Source organism: Lamprobacter modestohalophilus (assembly GCF_016583905.1).
In the GTDB taxonomy this organism is placed as follows: Bacteria; Pseudomonadota; Gammaproteobacteria; order Chromatiales; family Chromatiaceae; genus Lamprobacter; species Lamprobacter modestohalophilus.
In genome coordinates this window covers 215,411-231,280 of sequence record NZ_NRRY01000001.1, presented here as the reverse complement: position 1 = coordinate 231,280, position 15,870 = coordinate 215,411, and the positions used below count along the sequence as shown (strand labels likewise).

The window sequence follows — 15,870 nt, the reverse complement described above, 5'->3', positions numbered from 1 at the left end:
GGCGCTGCGCCACCCCGAACAATGAATCGCGTGAGATTCACGTTAACGCGTTCGCTGCCTTCACCTCGGCTCATGCGTCGCCACCAGCGATCAACGCCATCCGCACCAGCTCGGCGAGCGAATCCGCACGCATCTTGTCCATCACCCGTGCCCGATGGACCTCCACGGTCTTGGCACTGACGTTCAGCGCCGCAGCGATCTCCTTGTTCGATTGACCCTCGGTCACCATCGCCATCACCTCATGCTCGCGGGGCGTTAACTCAGCCAGCCGCGCCGCGATCTCGGCCTTGCGCGCGTGCAGCGCCCGATGCTGCTCGTCGTATTGCAGGGCATTGCGGATACTGTTCAGCAGATGCTCATCGTCGAACGGCTTCTCGATAAAGTCGACCGCGCCCGCCTTCATCGCCTTCACCGCCATCGCAACATCGCCATGGCCGGTGATGATGATCACCGGGATGCGAATCTCGCGCCGCCCGAGATACTCCTGCAACTCGAGACCGCTCATCACCGGCATACGCACATCGAGCAGCAGACAGCCAGCGCGGCCCGGGTAATAGGCATCGAGAAAGGCATGCGCCGAGTCGAAGGTCTCGACCTGCATGCCAACCGACTCGATGAGCCACTTCAACGAGCCGCGCATGGCCTGATCGTCGTCGACCACAAAAACGGTGAGCGTTTTACTCATCCGTGCGTCCCTTCCGCGCGCGGAAGTTCGAGCAGATTCAGCTCACGCGCATCCGCCAGCGCCACCGCCATCGCGGCCTGTCCGTCATCGGAACCAGCCGCATCGGCGGCGACCGGCAGCTCGACCTCGAACAGCGCACCAGCACCGGGCTCGGATTCCGCGCGGATCGTGCCGTTGTGATCTTCGAGGATGGTCAAACTGATTGGTAGCCCCATACCCATTCCGCTTTCTTTGGTGGTGAAGAAGGGATCGAACAATAGATCCATTCGCTGCGCTGGAATACCGGGTCCATTATCCTGTACGCGCACCAGCGCACGCTCGCCGACGCGCCGCGTGCTGACCAGGAGCGCACGCTCACCAGGCGCCATTTCCTCGAGCGCATCCAGCGCGTTGCGAACCAGGTTTAGCAGCACCTGCTCGATCTGGACCAGGTCCACATCCACCGGGATCGGCTCCTCGGTCAGCTGCTGCTCGATCTGCATCTCGAGCTTCGCGGTCTCGAATTCGACGAAGCTACAGACCTCGCGCACCAGCAGATTGAGGTCGACCACCGAGCGGATCGGCTGCTGTTTGCCGACCAACGCCCGTAACCGCTTGATGATCTCGCCAGCGCGCTGGGCCTGCCCGGAGATGTGCGCCATCGCGTCGATCAGCGGCGCGTGCTCATCTTGACCACTTTTCAGCCGACGGCTCGCACCGTTGGCGTAGTTGACGATCGCCGACAGTGGCTGATTGAGCTCATGCGCCATCCCGGTCGCGACCTCGCCCATGGTACTCAATCGGCAGACATGGACCAGCTCTGCCTGATGCTGACGCGACTCCTGTTCGGCCCGACGCACAGCGGTGATGTCGCGCGCGTAGATGTTGACATACCCAAGGTCTTGAATCGGCACGAATAGCAGCGAGTAGATCGTGCTGCCCAGATCGTCTTCGTACTCGCGCGTCTCGCCACCCTCGAGCGTCTCCCTCACCTGATCACACCAACGCGCTGGCAATGGTCCGCCGGGCTCGGTCTCCCAGGCCGTCATCAACGGCTGGCTAGATGCATTCGCATAGACGATGCGGGCGGCGCCATTGACTCGCAAGATCGGGCTCGGGCTCTCGCTGGCAAAGCGAGCGAGGCCTTTGATCTCGCGCTCGGCCTCCTTGCGCTTGGTAATGTCGTGGATATAGAGCGTATAAACCGGCTCATCGTCGAGCGCGATCGGCACGATCGAGATCTCGATCGGGAACAGCTGCTCGTTGTTACGCACCGCGCGCAGCTCGGTGCGCGCGTGCGGCCGATCGCCGAGTGGGCCACGGCGACGCGATTCCTGCAACAGCCCGATGAAATTGGCACGATCGCTAGGGGCGATGAAGGCGCGCACGAAATCAGTACCGATGATCTGATCGCGATCAAAGCCGAGGGTGTACTCCGCGGTCGGATTGTAGTCGATCACCGAGCCGGCACGGTTCAGGGTCACGATCGAATCCAGCGACGCCTCCATGATGGCCGCCTTCAATGCCTCCGTCTCGCGCATCTCGTGCTCGTGCTTGCGCCGCATCTCCTCACGCGCACGCAGCACCAACGAAGTGAAGTGCTGCATCCATTCTTCTAACAGCAGCAGCTGGTTACCGCCCCCTTTGAAGCCCGGCTGGTCGATCCCGAGCGCCCGCTGAGAAAAGCGCGTCATGCGCTTCAACACCTTGTTGAGGCGTGCCGAGACCAGGTAGATGACCAGCGTAAAGACCGTGATGAAGACCAACGCGGCGATCAGGCGCTGGTTGCGCTCGAAATCAATCACCTTACTCGACATCTTGGCCACACTGCGCTGCGGGATGAAGGTCGCAAACAGGATGTTCCAGTTCGAGCCTTCGTAGGCGGGCAGCGACTGCGAGGTCACCAAGAACTCATCGCCCCATTCGTTGAGCAAGGTTCCCGGAATCAGCTGCTCGGGCTCGTTGCTGGCAAGAATGCGCTGCTCGTCGGCGTCGACCAGCGCCACCGCCGAGCTGTCGGCCGAGAAACTGCCCTCAGAAGCGGCCAGAAAAGCAGCATCCACCGGCACCAGCACCACCAAACTGCCCATGGTATAGCCGCTCGCATCCTCGACACGGTCGCTCACCACGAGGAAGGGGCTGTCATCGAAGCGCGCCAGCACGGTCCGCACCTCATCGAGATCACTCAGCCATTCACCCAGATCATTGGTCAACTCCGCCGGCAAAGACTGCTCGCCGGACTGATAGACCTCGCGCACCAGACCGCGTGAGTCCACCAGCAGCACATGGCTCGGCGCCAACAGTGCATTTCGGCCAAACACATCCGGCAGCCAGAACGGACGGAAGCCGGCATAGATCACTGGATCGACGACCTCGCCCGGGAACCAAAACAGCGGCTCCAGGTACTGCGCGAGACGCCGATGGTTCGCCAACAGACGGGTCGTTGACGCATAGTTGGCCATATACTGATCAAAACGAATCAGACTCTCGCGCGCCCTCAAGTCCAGACGCATCGACAGCTCACGTCCAAAGATGCGCTCAACCGCCCGACTCTGCACCTGATCCAAGGTAATCCAGACCGCCAGGCCAGCCATCAGGCCGATTAAGATGCTGATCACCGGCATCGGTAAACGGCGCAGTACAGTAAAGAGGGTCGGTTTGACGCTGATGCGGGGTAGTTTCACAACGCCACCAGTTGCAAGCGAATGGCTCCGTTCAGGAAGATAGCGACCCAAGCGATTTCGATCAGGCGCGTCGATGCCAAGGTCGCGGAATGCCAGCATCCTGCCCAAATCCGAACCACCAGTCGAGCCGATAGTCTAGCCGATCAGGCCCCATCAGCCGCCACAATGCAGTGCTAGCCAGAAGACCCGCCGCCTCGGTAAGGTTGCCTGACCAAGCAACCTGCAGCCCAGAACACACTTCGAGATACCGAATGACTGACCTCTCCCAGACACAGGGCCCAGGGCTACTGCGCCGCCTAGCCGCCATCCTCTACGACCTACTGCTGGTCGCTTCTGTACTCTTTGCTGCCGCCTTCGTCTACACCATCTTGGTGCAGAGTCTCACCGGCGCTGACCTCACCCAGGGCGTCGCTGGCTTCCTGTTTCAGCTCTACCTGATTGCAGTCATCGTTGGCTACTATCTCTACTTCTGGACCGCTGGCCGCCAGACCTTGGCCATGCGCGCCTGGCGATTGCTCATCCTGCGCGAAGACGGCTCGCCGCTCAGCAGTGTCGATGCACTACGCCGCATCGGCTTCGCCATCCTGACCCTAGCACCAGCCGGCCTCGGCCTCTGGTGGATGCTGTTCGATCGCGACCGACTCACCTGGTACGACCGCCTTGCCGGCACCCGCACGCTGTTGCTGAGCAAGGGCGCCGGCAGCACCACGCTGCTTAGCAGCGACGGCAACGGCAACGGCAGCAACAATGGAAGCAGCAGCGGCAGTTCAGGCCCAAGTTCCAGCGTTAGCTCCAGCTCCAGCTCTCGCGCCAGCCAGGAGTCCAAGTGATGCAGTTTGAGATCATCCCCGTCACGCCCTTCGAGCAGAATTGCACGCTGTTGATCTGCCCAACAACGCGGGAGAGCGCCATTGTCGATCCGGGCGGCGAGCCAGCGCGGATTATCGCCGCCTTGGAGCGTCTCAACGCCACACCACGCATGATCCTGCTCACCCATGGCCATCTGGACCATGTCGGCGCCGCGCCCGAGCTCGCGGCACAGCTCAATCTGCCGATCATCGGACCGCATCGCGACGACGCCTTCTGGCTTGATGCGCTGCCACAACAGGCACAGATGTTCGGCTTCCCGCCGCAGTCCGCGTTCAGCCCCGACCAATGGCTCGAGCATGGCCAGCAGTTGCAGCTCGGCGAGCGCAGCCTCGAAGTGTTGCACTGCCCAGGCCACACGCCCGGCCATCTCGTGTTCTTTGATCGCGCCGCAGGCCTGGCGCAGGTTGGCGATGTGCTATTCCGAGGCGCGATCGGCCGCACCGACTTCCCGCGCGGGGACCACGCGCAACTACTCGCCTCGATCCGAGAGCGCTTATTTCCGCTCGGCGATGAAGTCCGCTTCATCCCGGGGCATGGCCCGATGGGAACCCTAGGAGAAGAGCGCCGAACCAATCCCTTCGTCGGCGAGCGACGCAGCGGTTGATCACAGCATGATCGCAGCATCCGTCGACCAGCCTTGAGCGGTATACAATGGCCGGTCACCTTGCCGCCACCTTCCCCTCGCTACCATGTTGCTGAAACGTCTGTTCGGCCGCCGCGCCGAGTCCAAGGCCCCCGCCGCTCAACAGATGGAGGTCGCGACCGCACTCGAGAGTACCGATGTCAACGTCCGCCGGAATGCCTGCCGACAACTGACCGACCTCAGGCGTCTGCGAGACCTCGCCGATGCCGACCACGACGCTGGCGTGCGCGAGCTCGCCGAGGCGCGCTACCGACGGCTGCTGTGCGGACTCGACGCCAACGCGCCACAGCTCGAGGCACGGCTCGCCGAGCTGAGCCGCGCAGCCAACCCGGGCCTGCTCGAGCAAGCCGCAACCCAAGCCAGTGACGCTGAGCTGCGTCTCGCCGCGATCAGCCAGCTCGAGGATGCCGCGGTCCTGACGGGATGCGCAATCAACGACGCGGTCGCCGGCAATCGGCTCGCCGCCGCCGAGCGCGTGCAACAGAAGCAGGCGCTGGAGCAGATCGTCAAGGCCATCGGCAAACGCGACAAACGCGTCTACCGGCTCGTGCGCGAGCGACTCAAGCAGCTCATCGAGCAAGAAGAACGCCCGCAACGCGCGCGAGCACTCGGCACCACCCTCTGCGAGCGTCTGGAAGGGCTGGGTCGCTACGACAACTGGCTGCAGGATCGCGCCGTGCTCGGGCACCTCGAGCAGCAATGGCAGACGATCGAGACGGATGCGGATCAGGCTTTGCGCGACCGCTTCGAGCATCTGCGGCAGCGCTTCCTAGCCGACTATCAGACCTACCTGCAGGCACAAGCGGCACCGCCTGTGGCCGAGCAAGAAAGCCAGGCTGAACATCCGACCGAGGGTCGGGCAGCGCCTGGCGCCGAGCAGGAGATTGAGCAACAAGCTGAACCAATAGCCGTTAGCGACCAGGACCAGGAGGCGCTGATCGAAGCACTGCAGGCGCTCGTTACACGAGCACCCGAGCTTGACCCGAGCGACCTCGAGCAGGAGCTACAAGGTCTGCAAACCGCTTGGCAGAGCGCCGAAAGGCAAGCAGGAGACGACCACCCCGCACTCGCGCAGGCCTATCGGCAAGCCGAGCGTGCGCTCCGAGCACAGCGCCGACAACGCCAACAGCATGCGCAGGCAGAGCAGGAAAACCAGGCAGGCCAGGCAGACCAGGCACAGCAGACAGCAGAACAGCTGCTTGCCGATCTGCGCCGACAAAGCGAGCGTAACGCGGTACCTGATCAGCGCACCCTCGACGCCTTACGCAAACGGCGCCGTCGCTTGCCAAACAAGCCAGCATTTGCCGCCGCATCGAGCGGGTCCGAGATCGCGGCCGATACAAGCACTGCTGCTGATACCGCGGAGGTCAAAACCAAAGCACAGCCCCAGCTGACCACACTGGAAGAGATCGACCAGCGGCTAGCGCGTCTGGAGCAACGCTTCGAGCGACATCAAAAACAGCTGTTACGCAAACTCGACAGCCTGCCCGAGCGTCTCACCGAATTGGAGCAGCACCTTAACCAAGGCGAGCTGAAGAAGGCCGACCCGCTGTATCAGAGCATCAGCGCGACTCTCGATCATAGCCGCGCAGCAGGCGTTGGGCGCGACATCTTGTCCGCCACCGATGAGCGCCTGAAACAGATTGCACCGCAGCTCCGCGAGCTACGCCACTGGCGACGCTGGAGCACCGACGAGCATCGCGCGCAGATCTGCGCCCAGATCGAGGCCTTGGCCGCCGACACCGAGCACGCCGATGAGCCCAGCATCAATCGCTTGGAGGAGCTCAAGAGCCAATGGCAAGCGCTCGACCGCCAAGGCGCCCCCGCCGATGATGCGCTCTGGGAGCGGTTTCGGCAGGCCGCGGAGCAGATCCGCGAGCGCTGCCGTCCCTATCTCGAGGCCCAGACGGCGCTGCGCAGCGAGAACCGCAAGCAGCGCGAGGCACTGGCGAAGCGGCTCGAAGACTTCCTCGCCAAGGTCGACTGGCAGCGCGTTGATTGGAAGAAGCTGCACCGTGCCGAGCGCGAGATGCGCCAGGCCTGGAGTCGTCTGATCGAGGCCCCTGGCGGCGATCATCAGGGCGCCCGCGATCGCGCGATTGAAGGCCACTTCCGACGCGCACTGCGGCGGCTCGATCGCAGCCTAGCCGAGGAGCGCGAGCGCAACCAAGCGGAGAAACAGGAACTGCTCGAGCAGATGCGCGCGCTTGCCGATGAGCAAGATCTGCGCAAAGCGATCGACGCCGCAAAGCAGCTGCAAAGCCGATGGCAGACCACCGTGCCGGCGCGGCATCGCGAGGAGAATGCACTTTGGCAGCAGTTCCGCACGGCAAGCGATGCGATCTTTGCCCGCCGAGCCGCCGAGTCCGAGGCGCGCGATGCAAGCCTCCGTGAACATCAGGCGACACGAGAGGCCATCTGCCAAGACCTCTTGGCATTGGTCGACGCTGCAGGTATCCAGTCAGCAGGCATCCAGTCACCGGAGGCGCTCGAGCAACAGATCCGCGAATTGAAGATGCGCTGGAGCGACACGGAGGCGCTGCCGGTTCCTCGCCAAGTCCAGTCGGCACTGAATCGTCAATGGCGCGAAGGCCTTGCAGCGGCCAAAGACCGACTCGCCGGTCTGCATGAGGCACAGCGCTGGGCGGGGCTCGAGCACCTGGCCACGCGGGCTGCTTATTGTGATAGTGCTGGCCGCCGGCTCACCGCGGCGGCGCCAAGCGCAACCGCTGAGAGCACCGCTGAAGCAACCGGCGACGCCATCGACACGACGACGCCCATTGAAGACGAGACTCACGAGAGACACGACTGCGAGCAGCTCAAGCAGGGCTGGGAGGCCCTGCCGAGCGTCGAGGACGCTGATCTCGCAGCAGCGATGGATAAGGCATTCGATCGGGTGCTGAGCGGTTGCCGCGAGCCGGGTCAACGCAGCAGGCTCGCCGCGCTGCTCAACGAGAACCTGGCTCGGCGTGAGACCCTGTGCCTGAGTCTCGAGATCATCAGTCAGGTCCCATCGCCAGAGCACTTACAGACCGAACGCATGCAACGCCAGGTCGAGCGCTTGCGCGATCGGATGGGCGACGGCGAGACGAACGGCAATGACGATAGCGCCGCCCTGCTCCGTGACTGGTATCTGAGCTCCCCGGCAGCCGCGTCAACGGCCCTGGATGCACGCTTCGATCGGATCAAGCGGGCGCTGTTTGAAGGCGCCTCGCAAGCCAATGCGAGCCCGGGTGGGGCTTAGTCCTTCACCGAGCAGCCAGAGGGTCGGGTCACCGACTGGCTAACCGGTTTGTCGGAGGCCTGTTCCACACGAATCTGGCGCTCAATCGGCTCAGCCGCGCGCAACCCGTGGGGCGATGTCGCCTCAAGATCAACGCCAGGCGCAGCCGATCATCATTGGCAATGCAAATAGGCACTTCAGTTCCATCGGAATCTCGAGTTGACAGGATTTTGCGCAGTTTTCCACTGATCTGCACAATATTGACCGATATACCTTGCGTTTTATCAGTGACTAGACCAAATTATGGGCGTCGCAGGCATTCACAAAACCCCAACGTCGCTGCAGCGCAGAGCCCGAAAAATTAGCACCACCAGCCTGTTACCTTAAGCTGAACCGCAACGATCCGATAACAACAATAACGCGGAGCCCGGCTAAGGCCCCGCCACCAGGGCTCGATTCTGAGTCATCACGCCCCTACTGCATGGCACCGATGGCATCGAGCCTAGGCTTGTATCCCGAGACCAAAATAAATACCGGAGGAATTCGCGATGGAGCAAACCACCGCCGTTGACGCTGTCCAAGCCGAGGATTTCGTCGTCAATCAGATCAGCTTCGCTCAGCCCTGGGAGTGGATCGAGAAGGGCTGGCGCGACATGCTCGCAGCCCGCCGTTATAGCCTGACCTATGGCGCCGCCATCGTGCTGATCAGCGGACTGATCACCCTAGGCCTGAAGAGCGAGGGCATGTTCTTTATCGTGCCTTTTCTGGTCGCCGGCTTCTATCTCCTTGCGCCCATCATCGGTCTCGGCCTGTACCAGATGAGCGCACATGTCGAGCGTAACGAGCCGATCCAGTTCTGTAGCGCGCTTGAGGCCTGGCGTCGGAATCAGGCCCAGCTCGGGGTCATCACCGCCGGCCTGCTGATCATCATGCAGCTGTGGATGATGTCGAACTTCGTGCTCTTCGCGCTGCTCTACACCGGCATGCACCCGCCGCTGGAAAACTTTTTCAGCACCGTTTTCCTATCTGGGGAGCACAACGCCTTCGCCTTCGCGAGCATGGCGGTTGGTTTCCTGTTGGCTTGGCTGGCCTATGCCATCAGCGCGATCTCAGTACCGATGCTGATGGACCGCAAGGTCGATGGCTTTACCGCAATCCGCACGAGCGTGAAGGCGGTGACTCAGAACTGGGCACCGATGACGCTGTGGGCGCTACTGATCGTCTTCTTCATCGGCCTCGGTTTGCTAACCTTCTACGTCGGCCTCGCGATCGCCATGCCGCTGGTCGGCCATGCAACCTGGCACGCCTACCGCGATCTGGTGCCGAGTGATCACTGAGGTTCAACGGTAAGAAACTGTCTATCAACGTCTTCCCGATTTGAGGGCCAGTGTTGGGCGATCATCTGGAAGTAGAAAATGGACAGCCACTAAACCCAGCTTCAACCTTAAAACCGCAGCCCGCGATGGTGGTCGGACTCACATCTGACCCCGCCGGGCCGGTCTCAGGCTTACCACCTCTGCCCCTGTGCCCCTTTACCTCGCTGCCCTGACCTGACCTGCCCGATAGCCGATAGCCGATAGCCGATAGCCGATAGCCGATAGCCGATAGCCGATAGCCGATAGCCGATAGCCGATGAGACTATTCTGGCAATTTCACCACTGTGAACCAGTAGCTCTCCATGCCCTTGATTGCATGGATCAGTTGGTCAAGATCGACCGGCTTGACGACATAGCCGGCCGCACCTAGGCCATAGCTCTCAACGACGTCGCGCTCAACATCAGAGGTGGTCAGCACCACCACCGGAATCGCGCGAAGATCCTCATCCTGCTTCACCTGCTGCAGGAATTCCCGACCATTCATCCGCGGCATATTCAGGTCGAGCAGGATCAGATCCGGACGCGGCGCAGTCGCAGACGCCTCGGTCTCGCGGCGCAAGAACTTGAGCGCCTCGACCCCATCGACGACGTGATGCAGCCTGACCAGCACGCGGCTTTCCTCGAATGCCATCCGCACCAGATCGGCATCCGCGATCTCGTCTTCGACGAGCAGGACGGTAAACACAGGTTGGTTGATGATCATGACGAAAGATCCTCGCGCGTAAAATCTAGTACGATTGTCGTACCGCCACCAGGCGTCTCCTCCGCCATGGCACGACCGCCGACGGTCTCCATGATCCGTCTCACGATCGCCAGCCCGATGCCAGTGCGCGTTGCCAAAATGGGCGGACTCAGTTGCTCGAAGACGCCGAAGACGCGCTCGCGATAAGGCGCTGGAATCCCTGGCCCATTGTCGGCGACCAAGAGTTGTAAGCCGCCCACTGCAGCGCGGGTGAAGACCTGAATCTCGACCGGCTGCTCCGGATCAGCGTGCTCAATCGCATTCTCGAGCAAGCAGCGCAGGCAATAGCTCAGCCATTGACGATCGAGCGGGATGCGGGGCATCTCAGCGACAGACAGGGTCACTGGTGCCTGTGAATGCTGATCAGCCAAGTTCGCAAAGAACTCCCGTGTCAGCGCCGCTGGATCATCAACGCCCTGTTGCGCACTGGCCTGGCCCGCGGCCAGATAGAGTTGCATGTCGCGCACCAGCGTCCGCTGCCGAATGGCCTGCGTCTCCAGCGTCAACGCCAGTGGTTCCAGTTCATCAAGCTGCGCGCCACGTTCCAGCCGACGTCGAATCAGGCCGGCATAGCTGGCCATGCGTCGGCAGGGCTCCTGCAGGTGATGAGCGGCGACCTCGGTGAAGCGCTGCAGCGCACCATTTGCCTGAGCGTTTTTTTCCAACAGCTGCTTAGCTGTCGCCTCCGCTTGCCGCCGCCTTCGCACGTCACGAGCGAGCTTCGCGCTGAGCAATAACAAGGCCATCACGCCAATAAAGAGGACGAGGATGGTACGCCGATCCTGCTCCCGACGCTCGGCGACATAAGCCGCGATCTGCGACGATTGTAGATCGACCTTATCCTCAAGCCCGCTCTGGTAATGCCAGAAGGGATCATTCGCCTCGCGCATCACGGTGAGATCGGAGATGATCGACAGCAGTTGGATCTTGCCGTCGATGTTCAGCGGCGATGACCAAACCGCAACCTTGCGCTCCTCGCCAGACGCGAGCCGATGGCGAAACACGAAGTGCGCGCGCTCACCGCTCTCTGCGCGCTCCATCTCTTCATTCACTCGCAAGGGCGCCAGGGTGCTGATGTCCTGGATGCGCATCGCAAGCAGGCGCTCCCGGGGATAGCCGTAAAAGCGCACCGCTGCGGCATTCGCATCGCGAATCGCGCCACTGGCGGGATCGACCAGCAACATGGTCGCCGCATGATCACGAAAGACATCGGAAAAGGCTGGCTCGGCATGAGCCGGACTCCAGACCTGAATCCAGGCAACAGCAAGCAGCGTCAACAGCCTGAAGAGCAAGACTCGGCGACTCGACTTCGACATCAGGGCAGGTTGTCGATCAGTTCCAACGCCTCAAGCTCCGCGTTGCTCAGCGGTGCCAAAGCCAGAAGCGGCGCCTCTCCGAATTCAGCTAGCGATGCAGGGACGGAGCGCTTTGTTGTTGTCATCATGGTTTCACGAACATCGCCACAAACGTCATCACAAACGTCATCACAAACGTCGCCAAAAACATCGCCAGGATCGCCGCAAGCCATCGCGACGCGGATCGCAAGATCGCCTTTCGGATCAGGTAGGATGTAACCTCAGATCCGAAAGAAAGTCGAGTATCGCTCTCCCATGACGCCTGTCTCCGCAGCCAAGACCTCCGTTTTCGGCACACCGCTGACTGAGGCGGGTCCCGACGACGCCAGCCTTTTCGTGCGCCCGCTCGAGCGACTCGCCGAGCTGCTCGAAGGCATCGATCATGCGCGCGCCACTGAGGTTAGGGAACTGCTAGGCCTGCTGCAGACGTCACCCGCGCAAGTGCGGCATCAGCTCGATGGCAATGCCTGGTGGGCCGGGGCCGGCTCGCTGGCCGCCGAGACCATGAGTGACAACCCAGGACTGGCAGAGGCCGAATGGGCCATGCTGGTGCGGGAATTCCGCAACCTCATGATCGAGATTGGTGAACAGTTGCTGGCGACGGGTGCGGCTAACCCCGGTATTCGCTCTTGGCTGCTCGCATTCAACAATTGGAATGCCTCTGAGGTCTGAGCCGCACTGACCACTGACCACTGACCACTGACCACTGACCACTGACCACTGACCACGACATCTTGGGCTGCGGATCAGGCTCACGCCAGGCCTTTGCTTGCTGTATACAATGCCCTATGCTGCTCTCGATCAAGCATCAGTTCCTGTTCATCCATATTGCCAAGACCGGCGGCACCAGTGTGCGTGCGGCGCTGGCGCGTCGACGTTGGGCTGATCCCTGGTATTGGCCGATGTTTGTCTGCAGCCGTCTCAGTCACCTGAGCGGTCATCGCATTGCCACCAAGCTGCCACGCCATGCCAAGGCTATCGCGGCAAAGGAGCTGTTACCGCGCGAACGCTTCGACGCCTTGTTCAAGTTTGCGTTCGTCCGCAACCCCTGGGATCTACAGGTCAGCTCCTTTCACCACATTCGGCGCGAGCGCCCCCAGCACCTTAGCGGCCATGAAGATTTTGCCGCCTTCTTGCGCTGGAAGCTCGACCCCGAGCGACCGCCGCAATACCACATCGACACCTCGATCGAGCTCCAGACCGATTATTTGATCGACCTGCGCGGCAACCTGATCGTTGACTACATCGGCCGCTATGAACGTCTTGAGCAGGACTTCACAGAGGCCTGCACGCGCATCGGCATCCAGCCACCCAAGCTCCCGCACCGCCGGCAGGCCAACGACCGCGGCGCCGACTATCGCCGCTATTACGACGACAGCACCGCCGAGTTGGTCGCCAAGCACTTTGCATCGGATATTGAACGCCTCGGCTACCGCTTCGACCCGAGCCCATGACGGGAATGTCCGACAGTGATTACCGGCACGTACTCAACGAGTTGGAGAGCTTGTTGCAAGAGACCGCCGAGACACTGGAGCGCTTTGTCGAGACGGGGATGGATCAAAAACTGCCCGAGGACTACCAGAAGCTTCTCGCGATCCAGGCCGAGGCCCTGCACGAGCAACAGGTCTACCTGAACGCGCTCAGGCAGGAGCCGGATCACCGGCACTAACGCTCATTGCGCGTCGCTACCCGGAACGATGAAGCGGTTGTTGCAGGGTAACGCTGATCGCGCAGCACCAGTTCGAACACCGCAACGATTGGTTTGAGGGAAGCTCAATCCGTATCAACGGTAACAAGAAGGCCCGGCACACCAGTGGGGTGCCGGGCCTTCGTCTTGCTTGCTGCGTCAGCGTCGGTCGAGAGCGAGTCTGATCTCGGCTAAGCTAGGCTGAGGGCAGCGCGGATAGGTTACAGATTCACGCGGTCGATCACGTGCACGATACCGTTGGTGGCGTGGAGATTACTCTGCACCACATCTGAGCTGCCAAAGCCGATGTGGCCACCCGCGCTGGCCGTCGGCCCGACGGCGATCGAAGTCCCGTCGATGGTCCGGGCCTCGCGCATCTGCATCAGGTCAGTCGCGCTGTAGCGTCCAGGCACGATGTGCTTCGAGATCAACGAGGCCAGTGCTGCGGGATCATCACGCAGCGCGGCGCGCTGCTCATCAGACAGTTTAGCGAAGGCCTCATCGCTCGGAACAAAGAGGGTGTAAGTGCCACTGCCGGTCAGTAGATCAGCCTTATCAATGGCCTGCATCGCCGTGCGGAAGTCGTCGAACACGCCCGAGCCAGAGAGGACATCTGCCAGCGTTTTGGAGCTTGCGTAGCTCGGAACACCGTCGACGTCGCCATACTTCCCAAGCACGTCAGTCGGCTTCGCGTTTTGCAGACCTGCCTGTGCGCGAGCGAAAGTCTCCTCGTCTGCGTACTTGCTACCGAACGAGAGGGCGGTCAGCGGACCCAGCGCCATGCTGAGGCCAAGAATGACAACGAGACGATGTGAGCGGGTGGTCGAGTCGGTCATGGGTAGTTCCTCAAGCTGTCGATGATTTAACGTCAGAGACATGGACAGAAGCAGTTCAGAGAAGGCTTTCAGCATCTTCAAAGGCTATGTTTCTGCCCGCTACGAGACGGATGTTAGGACATCCTGAACATTTGCCAAGTGAAACCCAGTTAAGAGCATGGTCTTTTAGAACCGCCACGCCCTTGTCCCGCCCGTCTGCCGGCCTTGTCCCCATGCAACTCAGCTAGAGCCGTAATTGGACTGACCACTTTTGGCAGACCAATTTTGGCAGACCAATTTTGGCAGACCAATTTTGGCGGACCAATTGGGCGGACCAACTGGGCGGACCAACTGGGCGGACCAATTAGGCACACTGGCAGCAAGGCAGGTGGAACGCCGATCGATCCGAGAATCAGCTGTCGCTGTGGCGCTTGTAGGCGGCGAGGAATGCGCGCTCTGAGAAGCCGTCCAGGCGTTGGTCGCCGACCAGTATCGTCGGCACCGCACGGGCGCCAAGGCGCTCTAAGGCCTTGCGCGCCTTGGCGCTGCGTCCGACATCAAGCTCGCTGTAGGCAATACCGCGCGCGTCAAGAAAGGCTTTAGCCTGGCGGCAGTGCGCACAGCCTTGACTGCTGTAGAGCAACACCCGCGGGGCGCGAGGCTGACCGGCGCCTGTGCGACCGCCCATGTGCCTAGCGCCGCTTCCGCGCGCGTGGATGGGCTTGATCGTAGACCTGCGCAAGGTGTTGAAAATCTAGGTGGGTATAGACCTGAGTCGTGGCGATGTCGGCGTGGCCGAGTAGCTCTTGAACGGCACGCAGGTCGCCCGAGGATTCGAGCAGATGACTGGCGAAGGAGTGTCGCAACAGATGCGGATGCAGATTGCGGCCCGCAGACCGTTGCTGCGCCCAGTGCTTGAGACGCGCCTGAACGGTGCGCGGATGGATGCGCCTACCGCGCGAGCTGACGAAAAGGGCCGACTCGTCCGCCGCGGCGAGCAAGGGGCGGACCGCAAGCCAGCCCGCAATGGCTTGTAGCGCCGCTCGGCCTACCGGCACCCGGCGGGTCTTGGAGCCCTTACCGACCACGGTCAGCATGGCGTCGGCTGGGTCGATGTCACGCACATCCACCGAGATGAGCTCGGCAAGGCGCAAGCCCGACGAGTACAAGAGTTCAACCATCGCGGTATCGCGCAACGCCAACGGATCGTTCTCGATCCCTGAGTCCGCCTCGGCGGTGCCTGGACTTGTTGGATCAGCGCCAGCCCCGATGGGCCTGTCACTATCGAGCAATGCGCTCAGCGTATCGGCGTCCAGGCTGCTCGGCAGACGCCTCGCACTCTTCGGCGCGCGCAGCCCGCGCGCCGGGTTATGGGACACCAGGCGTTCACGCAGCAAGTAGTCGAAAAAGGTGCGCAATGCGGAAAGCTCGCGCGCCAAGGTGCGGCCGCCGATGCCCATGCGATGCCGAGCTGCGACATAGCGGCGAATCGACTCATCGCGTAGATCCGACCACGCCTGGATGCCCTGCTCAAGTCGCCAGCGGGCGATACGCTCGAGATCGCGCCGATAATTACTCAAGGTATGCGGCGATACCCGACGCTCGTTGGCAAGATGGCCGAGGAAACTCGGGAGTAGCGGGTCCGAATCTGGACCTGGATCTAGCCCTGGACCTGGAGCTGGGTCATCATCCGCTTCTGGACCCAAAGCTGAGGCTGAGGCTGAGGCTGTGGCTGTGGCTGTGGCAGAGGCTGAGGCAGAACCAAGGGCAGAGGCTGAGGCAGACGAAGAAGCTGTATTTGAGCTTGAGAC

Annotated in this window: 15 protein-coding genes; 7 read left to right on the top strand and 8 right to left on the bottom strand. The window is 61.8% G+C overall.

Annotated elements, in window-relative coordinates; translation table 11 throughout:
* Positions 1 to 70 precede the first annotated feature (70 nt).
* Both fixJ and CKO42_RS00905 read right to left on the bottom strand, forming a co-directional pair.
* The gene (gene fixJ, locus CKO42_RS00910) at positions 71 to 685 is read right to left on the bottom strand and encodes a response regulator FixJ (protein WP_200236767.1); all 615 of its coding nucleotides are present in this window, start codon (positions 683 to 685) and stop codon (positions 71 to 73) included.
* Positions 682 to 3,447 (bottom strand): PAS domain-containing sensor histidine kinase, encoded by a 2,766-nt coding sequence (locus CKO42_RS00905; protein ID WP_338034823.1) that lies wholly within the window; start codon positions 3,445 to 3,447, stop codon positions 682 to 684. Before CKO42_RS00905 ends, fixJ begins: the two co-directional genes overlap by 4 nt.
* 152 nt (positions 3,448 to 3,599) lie before the next feature.
* On the opposite strand from CKO42_RS00905, the gene CKO42_RS00900 reads away from it, so the two are divergent.
* The 4 genes from CKO42_RS00900 (at position 3,600) to CKO42_RS00885 (ending at position 9,421) form a co-directional block, all read left to right on the top strand.
* A complete protein-coding gene (locus CKO42_RS00900) occupies positions 3,600 to 4,178 on the top strand; it encodes an RDD family protein (protein WP_200236765.1) in 579 nt (192 codons plus the stop codon).
* Positions 4,178 to 4,822 (top strand): MBL fold metallo-hydrolase, encoded by a 645-nt coding sequence (locus CKO42_RS00895; protein WP_200236763.1) that lies wholly within the window; start codon positions 4,178 to 4,180, stop codon positions 4,820 to 4,822. The genes CKO42_RS00900 and CKO42_RS00895 overlap by 1 nt, the downstream gene beginning before the upstream one ends.
* A gap of 85 nt (positions 4,823 to 4,907) precedes the next feature.
* Positions 4,908 to 8,105 (top strand): DUF349 domain-containing protein, encoded by a 3,198-nt coding sequence (locus CKO42_RS00890; protein WP_200236760.1) that lies wholly within the window; start codon positions 4,908 to 4,910, stop codon positions 8,103 to 8,105.
* 527 nt (positions 8,106 to 8,632) lie between these two features.
* Positions 8,633 to 9,421 carry a DUF2189 domain-containing protein gene (locus CKO42_RS00885; RefSeq protein ID WP_200236757.1) on the top strand — a complete coding sequence of 263 codons (789 nt, stop codon included), beginning with the start codon at positions 8,633 to 8,635 and terminating at the stop codon, positions 9,419 to 9,421.
* 301 nt (positions 9,422 to 9,722) lie between these two features.
* Here CKO42_RS00885 and CKO42_RS00880 read toward each other — a convergent pair whose 3' ends face one another.
* From CKO42_RS00880 to CKO42_RS00870, 3 genes are read right to left on the bottom strand one after another with little or no spacing between them, the layout of a single operon-like run.
* The gene (locus tag CKO42_RS00880; protein WP_200236754.1) at positions 9,723 to 10,163 is read right to left on the bottom strand and encodes a response regulator; all 441 of its coding nucleotides are present in this window, start codon (positions 10,161 to 10,163) and stop codon (positions 9,723 to 9,725) included.
* On the bottom strand, positions 10,160 to 11,518 hold the full coding sequence (locus tag CKO42_RS00875) for a sensor histidine kinase (RefSeq protein WP_200236751.1): 1,359 nt from the start codon (positions 11,516 to 11,518) through the stop codon (positions 10,160 to 10,162). The genes CKO42_RS00880 and CKO42_RS00875 overlap by 4 nt, the downstream gene beginning before the upstream one ends.
* Positions 11,518 to 11,730: a hypothetical protein gene (locus CKO42_RS00870; protein WP_200236748.1), complete on the bottom strand. Its 213-nt coding sequence runs from the start codon at positions 11,728 to 11,730 to the stop codon at positions 11,518 to 11,520. Before CKO42_RS00870 ends, CKO42_RS00875 begins: the two co-directional genes overlap by 1 nt.
* 82 nt (positions 11,731 to 11,812) lie before the next feature.
* Between CKO42_RS00870 and CKO42_RS00865 the strand changes: the two genes are divergently transcribed.
* The 3 genes from CKO42_RS00865 (at position 11,813) to CKO42_RS00855 (ending at position 13,226) form a co-directional block, all read left to right on the top strand.
* Entirely contained in the window at positions 11,813 to 12,229 is a 417-nt protein-coding gene (locus CKO42_RS00865) for a hypothetical protein (RefSeq protein ID WP_200236744.1), read from the top strand.
* Between the two features lie 116 nt (positions 12,230 to 12,345).
* A complete protein-coding gene (locus tag CKO42_RS00860) occupies positions 12,346 to 13,011 on the top strand; it encodes a sulfotransferase family 2 domain-containing protein (RefSeq protein ID WP_200236742.1) in 666 nt (221 codons plus the stop codon).
* Between the two features lie 5 nt (positions 13,012 to 13,016).
* On the top strand, positions 13,017 to 13,226 hold the full coding sequence (locus CKO42_RS00855; protein ID WP_200236739.1) for a hypothetical protein: 210 nt from the start codon (positions 13,017 to 13,019) through the stop codon (positions 13,224 to 13,226).
* Between the two features lie 239 nt (positions 13,227 to 13,465).
* Here the strand turns inward: CKO42_RS00855 and CKO42_RS00850 are convergent, their stop codons facing one another.
* The 3 genes from CKO42_RS00850 to xerC form a co-directional block, all read right to left on the bottom strand.
* On the bottom strand, positions 13,466 to 14,155 hold the full coding sequence (locus tag CKO42_RS00850; RefSeq protein ID WP_242479026.1) for a fasciclin domain-containing protein: 690 nt from the start codon (positions 14,153 to 14,155) through the stop codon (positions 13,466 to 13,468).
* Positions 14,156 to 14,471: 316 nt separating this feature from the next.
* On the bottom strand, positions 14,472 to 14,747 hold the full coding sequence (locus CKO42_RS00845) for a glutaredoxin family protein (RefSeq protein ID WP_200236733.1): 276 nt from the start codon (positions 14,745 to 14,747) through the stop codon (positions 14,472 to 14,474).
* A 4-nt stretch (positions 14,748 to 14,751) separates the two neighbouring features.
* Positions 14,752 to 15,765 carry a tyrosine recombinase XerC gene (xerC, locus tag CKO42_RS00840; RefSeq protein ID WP_242479025.1) on the bottom strand — a complete coding sequence of 338 codons (1,014 nt, stop codon included), beginning with the start codon at positions 15,763 to 15,765 and terminating at the stop codon, positions 14,752 to 14,754.
* Positions 15,766 to 15,870 lie beyond the last annotated feature (105 nt).

What these genes read in the sequence shown, in the direction of transcription:
- CKO42_RS00860 (WP_200236742.1), top strand. Translation starts at nt 12,346, where the DNA reads ATGCTGCTCTCGATCAAGCATCAGTTCCTGTTCATCCATATTGCCAAG.
- CKO42_RS00885 (WP_200236757.1), top strand. Translation starts at nt 8,633, where the DNA reads ATGGAGCAAACCACCGCCGTTGACGCTGTCCAAGCCGAGGATTTCGTC.
- CKO42_RS00895 (WP_200236763.1), top strand. Translation starts at nt 4,178, where the DNA reads ATGCAGTTTGAGATCATCCCCGTCACGCCCTTCGAGCAGAATTGCACG.
- CKO42_RS00880 (WP_200236754.1), bottom strand. Translation starts at nt 10,163, where the DNA reads ATGATCATCAACCAACCTGTGTTTACCGTCCTGCTCGTCGAAGACGAG.
- CKO42_RS00845 (WP_200236733.1), bottom strand. Translation starts at nt 14,747, where the DNA reads ATGGGCGGTCGCACAGGCGCCGGTCAGCCTCGCGCCCCGCGGGTGTTG.
- CKO42_RS00890 (WP_200236760.1), top strand. Translation starts at nt 4,908, where the DNA reads ATGTTGCTGAAACGTCTGTTCGGCCGCCGCGCCGAGTCCAAGGCCCCC.
- CKO42_RS00855 (WP_200236739.1), top strand. Translation starts at nt 13,017, where the DNA reads ATGTCCGACAGTGATTACCGGCACGTACTCAACGAGTTGGAGAGCTTG.
- CKO42_RS00905 (WP_338034823.1), bottom strand. Translation starts at nt 3,447, where the DNA reads ATGCTGGCATTCCGCGACCTTGGCATCGACGCGCCTGATCGAAATCGC.
- CKO42_RS00900 (WP_200236765.1), top strand. Translation starts at nt 3,600, where the DNA reads ATGACTGACCTCTCCCAGACACAGGGCCCAGGGCTACTGCGCCGCCTA.
- CKO42_RS00870 (WP_200236748.1), bottom strand. Translation starts at nt 11,730, where the DNA reads ATGGCTTGCGGCGATCCTGGCGATGTTTTTGGCGACGTTTGTGATGAC.
- fixJ (WP_200236767.1), bottom strand. Translation starts at nt 685, where the DNA reads ATGAGTAAAACGCTCACCGTTTTTGTGGTCGACGACGATCAGGCCATG.
- CKO42_RS00865 (WP_200236744.1), top strand. Translation starts at nt 11,813, where the DNA reads ATGACGCCTGTCTCCGCAGCCAAGACCTCCGTTTTCGGCACACCGCTG.
- CKO42_RS00875 (WP_200236751.1), bottom strand. Translation starts at nt 11,518, where the DNA reads ATGTCGAAGTCGAGTCGCCGAGTCTTGCTCTTCAGGCTGTTGACGCTG.
- CKO42_RS00850 (WP_242479026.1), bottom strand. Translation starts at nt 14,155, where the DNA reads ATGCTGAAAGCCTTCTCTGAACTGCTTCTGTCCATGTCTCTGACGTTA.